This window comes from Microbacterium sp. MF43 (assembly GCF_012847295.1).
GTDB lineage: Bacteria > Actinomycetota > Actinomycetes > Actinomycetales > Microbacteriaceae > Microbacterium.
On the sequence record NZ_JABBDY010000003.1, the window covers coordinates 558,433 to 570,063 of the forward strand.

At 69.8% G+C, this 11,631-nt stretch carries 14 protein-coding genes; 8 read left to right on the plus strand and 6 right to left on the minus strand.

Annotated features, from left to right (window positions below; all coding sequences use genetic code 11):
- Positions 1 to 17: 17 nt before the first annotated feature.
- From HF323_RS11090 to glgA, 3 genes are all read right to left on the minus strand, one after another.
- On the minus strand, positions 18 to 266 hold the full coding sequence (locus tag HF323_RS11090; RefSeq protein ID WP_169582628.1) for a type B 50S ribosomal protein L31: 249 nt from the start codon (positions 264 to 266) through the stop codon (positions 18 to 20).
- A gap of 123 nt (positions 267 to 389) precedes the next feature.
- Complete coding sequence (locus tag HF323_RS11095) at positions 390 to 1,175, minus strand: ABC transporter ATP-binding protein (RefSeq protein ID WP_169582629.1); 786 nt, start codon at positions 1,173 to 1,175, stop codon at positions 390 to 392.
- A 9-nt stretch (positions 1,176 to 1,184) separates the two neighbouring features.
- On the minus strand, positions 1,185 to 2,378 hold the full coding sequence (gene glgA, locus HF323_RS11100) for a glycogen synthase (RefSeq protein WP_169582630.1): 1,194 nt from the start codon (positions 2,376 to 2,378) through the stop codon (positions 1,185 to 1,187).
- A gap of 77 nt (positions 2,379 to 2,455) precedes the next feature.
- On the opposite strand from glgA, the gene HF323_RS11105 reads away from it, so the two are divergent.
- From HF323_RS11105 to HF323_RS11115, 3 genes are read left to right on the plus strand one after another with little or no spacing between them, the layout of a single operon-like run.
- Positions 2,456 to 3,700 carry a glucose-1-phosphate adenylyltransferase gene (locus tag HF323_RS11105; RefSeq protein WP_169582631.1) on the plus strand — a complete coding sequence of 415 codons (1,245 nt, stop codon included), beginning with the start codon at positions 2,456 to 2,458 and terminating at the stop codon, positions 3,698 to 3,700.
- A 44-nt stretch (positions 3,701 to 3,744) separates the two neighbouring features.
- Positions 3,745 to 4,386: a phosphoserine phosphatase SerB gene (gene serB / locus HF323_RS11110; protein WP_188241692.1), complete on the plus strand. Its 642-nt coding sequence runs from the start codon at positions 3,745 to 3,747 to the stop codon at positions 4,384 to 4,386.
- 37 nt (positions 4,387 to 4,423) lie between these two features.
- Positions 4,424 to 5,116, plus strand: a complete 693-nt coding sequence (locus HF323_RS11115) for an alpha/beta hydrolase (protein ID WP_169582632.1) — start codon at positions 4,424 to 4,426, stop codon at positions 5,114 to 5,116.
- A 37-nt stretch (positions 5,117 to 5,153) separates the two neighbouring features.
- Here the strand turns inward: HF323_RS11115 and fabG are convergent, their stop codons facing one another.
- Positions 5,154 to 5,864, minus strand: coding sequence for a 3-oxoacyl-ACP reductase FabG (fabG, locus tag HF323_RS11120; RefSeq protein WP_169582633.1), 711 nt, complete (start codon positions 5,862 to 5,864; stop codon positions 5,154 to 5,156).
- 110 nt (positions 5,865 to 5,974) lie between these two features.
- Here fabG and HF323_RS11125 point away from each other — a divergent pair, with 110 nt between their 5' ends.
- From HF323_RS11125 to HF323_RS11140, 4 genes are all read left to right on the plus strand, one after another.
- Positions 5,975 to 6,493 carry a DUF4190 domain-containing protein gene (locus tag HF323_RS11125; protein WP_169582634.1) on the plus strand — a complete coding sequence of 173 codons (519 nt, stop codon included), beginning with the start codon at positions 5,975 to 5,977 and terminating at the stop codon, positions 6,491 to 6,493.
- An 81-nt stretch (positions 6,494 to 6,574) separates the two neighbouring features.
- Positions 6,575 to 6,949 (plus strand): DUF3099 domain-containing protein, encoded by a 375-nt coding sequence (locus HF323_RS11130; RefSeq protein WP_169582635.1) that lies wholly within the window; start codon positions 6,575 to 6,577, stop codon positions 6,947 to 6,949.
- Positions 6,946 to 7,173 (plus strand): hypothetical protein, encoded by a 228-nt coding sequence (locus HF323_RS11135; RefSeq protein WP_169582636.1) that lies wholly within the window; start codon positions 6,946 to 6,948, stop codon positions 7,171 to 7,173. The genes HF323_RS11130 and HF323_RS11135 overlap by 4 nt, the downstream gene beginning before the upstream one ends.
- The gene (locus HF323_RS11140; RefSeq protein ID WP_223169314.1) at positions 7,170 to 8,060 is read left to right on the plus strand and encodes an SURF1 family protein; all 891 of its coding nucleotides are present in this window, start codon (positions 7,170 to 7,172) and stop codon (positions 8,058 to 8,060) included. The genes HF323_RS11135 and HF323_RS11140 overlap by 4 nt, the downstream gene beginning before the upstream one ends.
- Before the next feature lie 21 nt (positions 8,061 to 8,081).
- On the opposite strand, the gene HF323_RS11145 is transcribed toward HF323_RS11140, so the two are convergent.
- Positions 8,082 to 9,680 carry an ABC-F family ATP-binding cassette domain-containing protein gene (locus HF323_RS11145; RefSeq protein ID WP_169582637.1) on the minus strand — a complete coding sequence of 533 codons (1,599 nt, stop codon included), beginning with the start codon at positions 9,678 to 9,680 and terminating at the stop codon, positions 8,082 to 8,084.
- Positions 9,681 to 9,860: 180 nt separating this feature from the next.
- Between HF323_RS11145 and HF323_RS11150 the strand changes: the two genes are divergently transcribed.
- Positions 9,861 to 10,496 carry a biotin transporter BioY gene (locus HF323_RS11150; RefSeq protein WP_169582638.1) on the plus strand — a complete coding sequence of 212 codons (636 nt, stop codon included), beginning with the start codon at positions 9,861 to 9,863 and terminating at the stop codon, positions 10,494 to 10,496.
- Between the two features lie 82 nt (positions 10,497 to 10,578).
- On the opposite strand, the gene HF323_RS11155 is transcribed toward HF323_RS11150, so the two are convergent.
- Complete coding sequence (locus tag HF323_RS11155) at positions 10,579 to 11,616, minus strand: ABC transporter substrate-binding protein (RefSeq protein ID WP_169582639.1); 1,038 nt, start codon at positions 11,614 to 11,616, stop codon at positions 10,579 to 10,581.
- Positions 11,617 to 11,631 lie beyond the last annotated feature (15 nt).

Here is an 11,631-nt window from a genome sequence, read left to right on the forward strand (position 1 = left end):
TTTCGAGGTGCGGCGACTTACTTGCCGAAGTTCTTGAAGCGCTGGTTGAACTTCTCGACGCGACCGGCCGAGTCCATGATGCGCTGCTTGCCCGTGTAGAACGGGTGCGATGCCGACGAGATCTCGACGTCGATGACGGGGTACTCGACACCGTCGAGCTCGATCGTCTTGTCGCTGGTCACCGTCGAACGGGTGAGGAAGGTCTCGCCGGAGCCGAGGTCGCGGAACACGACGGCCTGGTACTCGGGGTGGATGTCAGTCTTCATGGGAAGTCCTTTGAAAGTGGTGCCCTGGATTTTGCCAGGACGGACAAAGTCTGAGGTGCGAGTGCACCAAAGAGCGATTCTATCAGCCTCCCGGGCCCGACGCGGAATCGGCCCGGCGAACGCTCAGTGGGCGGCGCGGGCGGCGTAGCGACCGGCGTCGTGGGTGAGGTGGATCGGCACCCCGAACGTCTCGGTGAGCGCCTCGGCGGTGAGCGTCTCGCCGATCGGGCCGGCCGCGACCGCGCGGCCCTCCGCGAGGAGCAGCACGTGGGTGAAGCCGACCGGAATCTCCTCGACATGGTGGGTGACCATGATCATCGCGGGCGTCGTGGGAGCCGAAGCGTAGCCGCCGAGCAGCGAGAGGAGCTCTTCGCGCGCGCCGAGGTCGAGGCTCGCGGTCGGCTCGTCGAGCAGGAGGAGCTCGGGGTCGGTCATGACGGCACGCGCGATCTGGACGCGCTTCTGCTCGCCGTCGCTCAGGGTGCCGAACGTGCGGTCGGCGAGGTGGTCGAGCTTCCACTCCGCGAGCACGCGCAGCGCGCGGCGCTCGTCGATGTCCTCGTAGTCCTCGCGCCAGCGGCCGAGCACCGAGTACGCGGCGGTGAGGACGACGTTGATGACCGTCTCCTCCGGCGGCACGCGCCGAGCCATCGCCGACGACGCGAAGCCGATGCGGGGACGCAGCTCGAAGACGTCGGTGCGGCCCAGCCGCTCCCCCAGGATCGTCACGACGCCCGCCGTCGGGTGCATGAGCGTGTCGGCCAGCTGCAGCACCGTCGTCTTGCCGGCGCCGTTGGGTCCGAGGATCACCCAGCGCTGATCGTCGCTGACGGTCCAATCGAGGCGGTCGACGATATCCCTGGCGTTTCGGCGGACGACGACGTCGGAGAACTCGAGCACCTGCGGCATGGATCCAGCCTATCGGCCGGAGGCGGCCACCTCCGCGTACAGCGCGGCCGTCTGATCGGCGATGCTCCGCCAGCTGAAGTCGTTCGTCGCCCGCTCGCGGCCGGCCGTCCCGTAGGCGCGCGCGCGGTCGGGATCGGAGACCACCTCGGTGAGCACGCGGGCGAGATCGGCGACGAAGCGATCCGGGTCGATCGGCGTCCCGGTGCCGTCCTGCACCTGATCGATCGGCACGAGGCGGCCTGTGACGCCGTCGACGACGACCTCGGGGATGCCGCCCGTCGCGGTGCCGACGACGGCCGCGCCGCACGCCATCGCCTCGAGGTTCACGATGCCGAGCGGTTCGTACACCGAGGGGCAGACGAAGGTCGTCGCGGCGGTGAGGATCGTGCAGAGCTCATGTCGCGACAGCATCCGGTCGATCCACACCACACCATCGCGCGTCTCCTGCAGGCCTCGCACGAGATCCTCGACCTCGGCCATGATCTGCGGCGTGTCGGGCGCGCCGGCGCACAGGATCACCTGCACCTCGGGGGGCAGCTGCTCGGCCGCGCGGAGGAAGTAGGGCAGTCCCTTCTGCCGGGTGATGCGCCCGACGAAGACGACGGACGGACGGGACGCGTCCACACCCAGCTCGGCCAGCAGAGCGGGGTCTTCGACCGGATGCCACGCCTCGACGTCGATGCCGTTGTAGACGACCCGCACCTTCTGGGGGTCGAGCGCCGGGTAGCTGCGCAGGATGTCCTGCCGCATCCCCTCGCTCACCGCGACGATGGCCGCGGCGCCCTCGTAGGCGGTCTTCTCGATCCAGCTCGACACGGCGTAGCCGCCGCCGAGCTGCTCGGCCTTCCACGGGCGCAGGGGCTCGAGGCTGTGTGCGGTCACGATGTGCGGGATGCCGTGCAGGAGCGAGGCGAGGTGCCCGGCGAAGTTGGCGTACCAGGTGTGGCTGTGCACCACGTCGGCACCGGCCACATCCGGCACGATCTCGAGGTCGGTGCCGAGGGTCTGGACGGCGGCGTTCGCGGCCGCAAGCTCGGCCGGCACCCCGTACGAGGCGGTGCCCTCTTCGTCGCGGTCGGCGCCGAACGCGCGCACCCGGACGTGGATCGAGGTGCGCAGCGCCTTGACCAGCTCTGTCACGTGCACCCCCGCGCCACCGTAGATCTCGGGCGGGTACTCCTTCGTCACGATGTCGACGCGCATGGGACGAAACCTAGTACACGTGACGTACCAGGAATAGCCGCTACCCCGGCTGTGGTGGCGCCCCGTAGGGTGGTGGCATGCCTGCAGCGCCGAAGGTCTTCGGAATCATCCTCGCCGGTGGCGAGGGCAAGCGACTGATGCCTCTCACGGCGGATCGCGCGAAACCCGCCGTGCCCTTCGGGGGCCAGTACCGACTCATCGACTTCGCGATATCGAACCTCATCAACTCGGGGCTGCGTCAGATCGTGGTGCTGACGCAGTACAAGTCGCACAGCCTCGACCGCCACATCTCGCAGACATGGCGCATGTCGGCGCTGCTGGACTCGTACGTGGCCTCTGTCCCGGCGCAGCAGCGGCTCGGCAAGCGCTGGTTCTCGGGTTCGGCCGACGCGATCCTGCAGAGCCTGAACCTCATCAACGACGAGCAGCCCGACATCGTGGTGGTGATCGGCGCCGACCATGTCTACCGCATGGACTTCAGGCAGATGCTCGCCGCGCACATCGAATCCGGCGCGCGGGCGACGGTCGCCGGCATCCGCCAGCCGATCTCCCTCGCGAACCAGTTCGGCGTCATCGACGTCGAGCCCGACGACCCCACCCGCATCCGCGAGTTCCTCGAGAAGCCGCAGAATCCGACCGGGCTCGCCGACTCGCCCGGAGAGGTGCTCGCCTCGATGGGCAACTACATCTTCGACACCGACGCGCTGATCGAGGCCGTCGAGTCCGACGGCGAGCTGCCGACGTCGAACCACGACATGGGCGGCGACATCGTGCCCTACTTCGTCGGTCGCGGCGAGGCGGGCGTGTACGACATGAAACGCAACGACGTCCCCGGTTCGACAGACCGGGACCGCTACTACTGGCGCGACGTCGGGACCATCGAGTCGTTCTTCGACGCGCACCGCGATCTCATCTCGACCCTGCCGGTCTTCAACCTGTACAACACCGACTGGCCGATCCACTCCCAGGCCGTCAACTCACCGCCGGCGAAGTTCGTGCGCGACTCCGTCGGGCGCATCGGCAACGCGATCGACTCGATCGTGTCGCTGGGATCCGTGCTCTCGGGGACCCATCTCGAACGCAGTGTCGTGGGACCGTGGACCCTTGCCGGAGGGGGTTCGACGATCACCGACTCGGTGCTCTTCGATCACGTGCAGGTCGGCGCGGGCGCGCGGATCCACCGCGCCATCCTCGACAAGAACGTCGTGCTCGCCGAGGGCGCCACGGTCGGCGTCGACCGCGAGAAGGATCTCGCCCGCGGCTTCACCGTGACCGACAGCGGACTCACGGTGGTCGGCAAGGGCGTCCGCGTCGAACGGTGACCCCCGGTTGGGGTGGCGGCGTCCTCCGCCGCTAGCGTGGAGGGATGCCTCTGCCTCCCGCGCGCTTCCTCGTGGTGCTCGACGCCGACTCGACCCTGATCCGCAACGAGGTCATCGAGCTGATCGCCGACGAGGCGGGCCGCGGACCGGAGGTGGCTGCGGCGACGGAGGCCGCGATGCGCGGCGAGGTCGACTTCGCGACGAGTCTGCGATCGCGCGTCGAGGCGCTGCAGGGGGTTCCGGTCGCGGCGTTCGCCCGCGTGCTCTCGCGCATCGAGCCGACGCCCGGGGTGCGTGAGCTCGTCGACGCCGTTCACGCCCGCGGCGGCCGGGTGGGCGTGGTCTCGGGCGGCTTCCACGAGATCCTCGACACCGTCGCGCCCGATCTGGGCGTGGATGTGTGGCGCGCGAACCGCCTGGCGACGGCCGGCGAGGCGCTGAGCGGAGTCGTGGACGGCCCGATCGTCGACGCCGAGGGCAAGGCCAGGGCCCTCGGCGAGTGGGCGGCCGAGGCGGACGTGCCGCTGAGCCGCACGATCGCGATCGGCGACGGCGCGAACGACCTCCTGATGATGGCGGCGGCCGGTCTCGGGGTCGCCTTCAACGCCAAGCCCGCCGTGCGTGCGCAGGCCGACGTGGTCGTCGGTCCCGTCGATCTGCGCGAGGTCATCTCCGTTCTGCCCTGACCTCCCGGATGTCGCAGGCCGCCGATAGCGTCGAACCATGGACATCATCCTCGTTCCCGGTCTCTGGCTCGACGCGTCCTCGTGGGAGGGCGTGACCCCCGCGCTCGAACGCGCCGGCCTCACGCCGCGCCCCCTGACTCTGCCGGGTGTCGGCGTTCCCGCCTCCGAATCCGCCGACATCGGCATCCAGGACTGGGTCGACGCCGTCGTCGCCGAGATCGACGCGTCCGGGGGGTCCGTGGTGCTGGTCGGTCACAGCGGCGGGGGCAACGTCGTCTGGGGTGCGGCGGAGGCCAGGGCGGATGCCGTGACCCGCGTCATCCTCGTCGACACGATTCCCGCCCCCGACGGCAAGGGCATCTCCGAGTTCGAGATCGTCGACGGCGTCATTCCCTTTCCAGGCTGGGACACGTTCGAAGACGAAGAGGTCGGCGACCTCGACGCAGACACCCGCTCCGCCTGGGCGGCGCGGACCCATTCGGTGCCGGCTCGCGTTCCGACCGATCCGATCCGCCTCGAGGGTTCGCGCCGACACGCCGTGCCCGTCACCATCCTCATGGGCGGTATGGACGACGTCGCCTTCCGCGAAGCCGTCGCTCAGTGGGGACCGTGGGGCGACGAGTTCGCAGCGATCGCCGACACCGAGATCGTCCACCTCGGCTCAGGGCACTGGCCCCAGTTCTCTCAGCCGGACGCGCTGGCCGAGGCCATCATCGCGGCGATCCGCTGAGGTCGCTCGTTCGCGAGCGGAACGGGTGGGCGCTGCGTCAGTGACCCATCCCGAGTCCGCCGTCGACCGGGATGACCGCCCCGGAGATGTAGGCGGCGTCGTCCGACGCCATCCACGTCACGACACCAGCGACTTCGTCAGGCGTCGCGAAGCGGCCCGCCGGGATGTTCTTCTTGTACTCGGCCTGCGTGTCCTCGGAAAGGGCCGCGGTCATGTCGGTCTCGATGAACCCTGGCGCGACGACGTTGGCGGTGATGCCGCGGGCCCCGAGCTCCCGCGTGAGCGATCGGGCGAAGCCGACGAGTGCGCTCTTGGATGCCGCGTAGTTGATCTGACCGGCGGACCCGTAGAGGCCCACGACGCTGGAGATGAGGATGACCCGGCCCCACCGGGCGCGCAGCATGCCCTTCGAGGCGCGCTTGACGACCCGGAAGGCGCCCCCGAGGTTCGTCGCGATGACGCTGTCGAAGTCGTCCTCCGTCATGCGCAGGAGGAGGGTGTCCTTGGTGACGCCGGCGTTCGCCACGACGATCCCGACCGGACCGAGCTTTTCCTCCACCTCGGTGAAGGCCGCGTCGACAGCCGCGGCATCGGTCACGTCGGCACGGACGGTGAGCGTCCCTTCGGGCCCTTCACCGGAACGTGCGGTCACCGCCACCTTGTAGCCCTGAGCGACGAAGCGCTCGGCGATGGCGCGGCCGATGCCGCGGTTTCCGCCGGTGACGAGGACGACGCGATCGCTTGACATGGTGGTGCTCCCGGAGTGTGTGACGGATCCGCACCAGCCTAGCGGCGTGGGGTTTGACACCCGACTCGCGCACTGGGACGCTGGTGGCGACATCCGAAAGAAGGCCGCCCGTGAGCGACAACAACTCCGACACTCCTCGCCCCGACCAGGGTCCGCCGGCGGCGCCCGGCGCCTACCCGCCGCCCGCGCAGTCCGGTCCCCCGCCGGCTCCCCCGGCTTACGGCGGCGCGCCGGCCTACGGCGCGGCTCCGCAGTACGGCGCCGCTCCGCAATACGGTGCCGCTCCGCAGTACGGCGCCGCTCCGCAGTACGGCGCCGCTCCGCAGTACGGCGCTGCCCCCGCCTACGGGTACGGTGCCCCGGCCAAGACGAACACGCTGGCGATCGTCTCCCTGATCGCCTCGATCGCCGGCCTCGTCATCCTGCCGTTCGTAGGGTCGCTCGTCGGCGTCATCACCGGGCACATGGCTCTCGGGCAGCTGAAGACCAGTGGCGAGGAGGGCCGTGGCATGGCGCTGTGGGGCACCATCCTCGGGTGGGTCGGGCTCGCGCTCGGCCTCATCTTCATCATCGGCATGATCGCGTTCTTCACGTTCTTCGCGGCGGTCTCACCGAGCTACATGTCCTGACGTACCCATCCTCCGCGCGGCCCCTCTCGATCGCCCAGAACGGGCGACGAGGGGGGCCGCGCGGCGTACCCTGGAACTACCGTGAAGAACTCGAGCCGGGCCCAGTCCGCCACGTCGCTGCCTCGGGCACCCCGTGACGAGGCCGACGCGCGCTCCGCGCGGTACCTCACCCTCATGGCCGTGCGCATCGCGTGCTTCATCCTCATGGTGGTGATCACGCCGTACGGCTGGTACACCTGGGTCCTCGGGGCTGCGGCGATCTTCCTCCCCTACATCGCGGTCGTGCTCGCCAACGTCGGCGAGGAGGGCCGCAGCAATCGACGGGAGGACCCCGAGCGCGCGCTCCCCGCCGCGCCGGCCGCTCCTCCCGCTCCGCCCACCTCGCATCCGACCGTGATCAGGATCGAGGAGACCCCCGCGACGGGCGATCGACCCGATCCGGACACGCACGCATGAGCGCCGAGGACACCGCCGCGGCCCAGTGCTCGCGGGCGGGATGCCGCGCCGAGGCGCAGTGGCGGATCGACTGGCGAAACCCCCGCATCCACACCGCCGACCGAGTGAAGACGTGGGTCGCGTGCGACGAGCACGCCGACTACCTGCGGGAGTTCCTGGCCGCACGCAGCTTTCCCGTCTCGGTCGCGCCTCTCGCCGCCAGCTCCGCGGAGACGCCCCGATGAGCCGGCGCGAGGTCAGCATGCAGCAGCTGCCGAAGGCCGGTCGATGGGCGATCTACATCGCGCTGGCCGTGGTCTTCGCGATCGCCTGCGCCTTCTTGTCGAACTGGCAGTTCTCGCGGAATCAGGAGCGAGCCGAGCAGCTCGCTCTCGTCGAGGCGAACTACGACTCGGTGCCGGTACCGCTCTCCGAGCTCATCCCCGACGGCGGCGCATTCGACCCGTCGGACCAGTGGCGGCAGGTCGAGCTCACCGGGCGCTACCTGGCCGCCGAAGAGCTCCTCGTGCGCAACCGCCCGCATGGCGGCACCGCGGCCTTCGAGGTGCTCGTCCCCTTCCAACTCGACGACGGCCGCGTGCTGCTGGTCGACCGCGGCTGGGTTCCGCCGGGGCAGAGCCAGCCCGAACCCGACGAGGTCCCCGCGCCGCCCACGGGTGAGACGACCGTGGTCGTGCGACTCAAGCCGGGTGAGCCGCTTCCGACTTCGGGACGGTCCGCACCCGAGGGCCAGGTGCCGACGATCCACCTCCCCCTCATCGCAGACACCGTCTCGGACGCTGCGGGCCAGGCGATGGAGCTCAGCGCCTACGGCGTGATGGCGTCGGAGGACCCGGCCCCGCAGACCCGCCCGGAGCCGCTCGAGTCGCCGTCGGAGGACCCCGGTCCCCACCTCTCGTACGCGATCCAGTGGATCCTGTTCGCGATCATGGGCTTCGTCTTCATCACGTACGTGATCCGCAGTGAGCGACGTCACCGCCGCGAGGACGAGGAGGCCGAGGCCGAAGCCGAAGCGGCCGACGGCACCGCATCGCGGCGCGCCGGGGCATCCCGTCGCCGCGATCGCGACGCCGAGGACGAGGACGCGCTCCTCGACGCGGCAGGTCGGTGAGGAGCCCTGGTCAGGACCTGATCACGCGAGCGTGATCAGATCCGCGTAGTCGCGACCCCAGATATCCTCGACGCCGTCGGGGAGGATGAGCACGCGCTCCGGGTTCAGCGCCTCGACGGCGCCCTCGTCGTGGGATACGAGGATGACGGCCCCCTCGTAGTGCGAGAGCGCACCGAGGATCTCCTCCCGCGACGCCGGGTCGAGGTTGTTCGTCGGCTCGTCGAGCAGCAGCACGTTGGCGCTGGACACCACGAGGGTGGCCAGGGAGAGACGGGTCTTCTCGCCGCCCGAGAGCACGCCGGCGGGCTTGAGGACGTCATCCCCCGTGAAGAGGAACGACCCCAGCACCTTGCGGGCGTCGGTCGCGGTGATGTCCGGCGCCGCTGACATCATGTTCTCGAGCACGGACCGCGAGACGTCGAGATTCTCGTGCTCCTGCGCGTAGTAGCCGATCTTGAGGCCGTGGCCGGGCTCGACCTCCCCGGTGTCGGGACGGTCGACGCCGGCGAGGATCCGGAGCAGGGTCGTCTTGCCGGCACCGTTGAGGCCGAGCACGACCACCTTGGATCCGCGGTCGATCGCGAGGTCGACGTCGGTGAAGATCTCGAGGGAGCCGTAGGACTTCGACAGCCCCGAAGCCGTGATCGGAGTCTTCCCGCACGGCGCGGGCTTCGGGAAGCGCAGCTTGGCGACGCGGTCCTCCTGGCGGACGTCGTCCAAGCCCGACAGCATCTTCTCGGCGCGGGCCACCATCTGGTGCGCAGCGGCCGCCTTGGACGCCTTCGCCCCGAATCGAGCCGCCTGCTGCTGCAGCGCCGTCGCCTTCTTCTCGACGTTGGCGCGCTCCTTCTTGCGGCGCTCCTCGTCGGCGACCCGCTGACGCAGGTAGTTCTTCCAGTTCATGTTGTAGACGTCGATGACCTGCCGGTTGGCGTCGAGGTAGAAGACGCGGTTGACCGTCTCCCCCACGAGCTCGACATCGTGGCTGATCACGATCAGCCCACCCTTGTAGCCCTTGAGGAACTCTCGCAGCCACACCACGCTGTCGGCGTCGAGGTGGTTGGTCGGCTCGTCGAGGATCATCGTCTGCGCGTCCGAGAACAGGATGCGGGCGAGCTCGATGCGGCGGCGCTGGCCACCTGAGAGGGTGCGCAGCGGCTGGTCGAGGATGCGGTCGGGCAGCGACAGGTTGTGTGCGATGGACGCCGCCTCGGCCTCTGCCGCGTATCCGCCCAGCGCCTCGAAGCGCTCGGTGAGATTGGCGTACTTGCGCATGGCGCGGGCTGCGGCATCCGGATCTTCCGACCCCATAGCGAGCGAGGCCTCGTGCATGCCGAGGGCCAGCGTGCCCAGACCGCGAGCGTCGAGGATGCGCGTGCGAGCGAGCATGTCGGGGTCGCCGGAACGGGGGTCCTGCGGCAGATAGCCCAGCTCGCCGGAGCGCTCGACCTTGCCCTCCGAGGGCAGGACGTCACCGGCGAGCACCTTGGTCAGCGTGGTCTTGCCGGCGCCGTTGCGTCCGACGAGGCCGATCTTGTCACCCGCGGACACGCGGAACGACACGTCGGACATGAGCACGCGGGCGCCCACGCGGATCTCGAGGTCGTGCACGGCGAGCACAGCGAAACGTCCGTTCCGTCGGTGGATGGGGTGATTGGCCGATCGGCCAGCCTCCCAGTATAGATCGAGGCGGGATGTGCCCTTCCCCCCTCGTCTCTGGAGGACGTGGACAGAGGATCGTGGCGTCATTAGTGGACTCGATCTAAGAACATCGAAAGGAATGCCCCTAGGCTGAGAGCCATGTCAGCCATCGCCGCAGCCCCCTCGTCGCGCCGTGTCCTCGCGGACGTGATCGCCCGCCCGTCCACCCGCGCCCGCGCCTTCGCGTTGGACGCCGGCCTCGTCGTCGCCGGCGCCGCGCTCGTCGCGATCCTCGCGCAGGTCTCGATCCCCCTCCAGCCCGTGCCGATCACCGGCCAGACGCTGGGCGTCATCGTCGTCGGCGCTGCGCTCGGCTCGCGGCGCGGCGCCGCTGCCATGGTCACGTACCTGCTCGCCGGGCTCGCGGGCCTTCCCGTGTTCGCGGACTTCACCGGCACGATCGCCGCCGTCGCCAAGCCGAGCTTCGGGTACGTGATCGGATTCATCTTCTCCGCGTTCGTGGCCGGCTGGTTCGCCGAGCGCGCCTGGGACCGCAAGCCGGCCCTCGCGTTCATCGGATTCGTCGCCGCCAGCGCGATGCCGTTCGTGTTCGGCATCCCCTACATGGCGCTGATCCTCAACGTCGTGGGTGGTGGCGACTTCACCTTCTGGCAGCTGCTCGAGTTCGGCCTCTTCCCGTTCATCCTCGGCGGGCTCATCAAGGCCGGCCTGGCCGCCCTCATCATCCCGGGCGCGTGGGCGCTGGTCCGCAAGGTCGACGCGTCCAAGAAGTGAGCGGATGCCTCGGCGCGAGGCATCCGGAATCGACGAAAGCCCCGGCCGATCGGCCGGGGCTTTCGCGTGCGCGCCAGGCGGATCAGCCCTGCGCGATCGCCGTCGCCGCAGCGAGCTGCTCGACGATCTCGGGCAGGATCCACGGGAGCGTCAGCGCGGTCGGCGAGACGGCCGCGACATTCTCCTCACCGACGATCGGGGCGACAGCCCCGGCGGCGACGGCCGGGATCAGCTGGCCGCGGTCGGACGCGAGGAAGTCGTCGAGGTCCTGCTGCACCTCGGCCTGCGTGAAGAGGACGTCCGCGACGACCTGGTCGAGGTTCTCGCTGCTGACGGTCGTGTAGAAGGTCGACTCGCCGCTGTCGAGCTCGGTCACCGCCGGTGCGCTCACGAAGCCGAGGTCCTCGAGGATCTCGACTCGCGGGTCGGCTGGAAGGTACACGTAGAACGTGTCGACGTCGTCGTCCGCGTACGCGATGGTCGTGCCCTCGAACTCCGGGTGCTCGGCGGCCGCCTCGGCGACCTGCTGGTCGAGCTCGGCGAGCAGGTCCTGCGCCTCGGTCTCGAGCCCCAGCGCCGCGCCGGTGTCGGTGATCACGTCACGCCACGGGGTCGCCCAGAGCGCCTCCTCGGGGGCGACGACGGGGATGCCGGCGGCCGTGACGGCGTCGTACTCCTCCTGCGTCAGGCCCGAGTAGGACGCGATGAGCACGTCGGGATCGGTCGCCAGGAGCTCTTCGACCGAGAGCTCGAACGAGGAGTTGTCGAGGAGGACGGGCTCCTCGCCGCCGAGCTCGTCGAGCGCTTCCTCGACCCACGGCGTGATGCGGTTGTCGCCGCCGCCGTATTCCGACGACGGGATCGCCACGGGGACGATGCCCAGCGCCAGCACGGCGTCGGTCGCACCCCAGCCCCACGTGGCGACGCGCTCGGGAGCCTCCTCGATCACGGTCTCGCCGTAGATGTGCTCGAACGTGACCGGGAAGCTCTCGGACGAGCCTGCGGCGTCCTGGATCGACGAGGTCGCCGGTTCACCGGTTCCGGCACAGCCGGAGAGGACGAGGCCGCCGGCCACCGTCAGCGCCGCGAGGGCGGTCAGGCGGGAGGTCAGTGCGGACATGGATTCTTCCTTTCG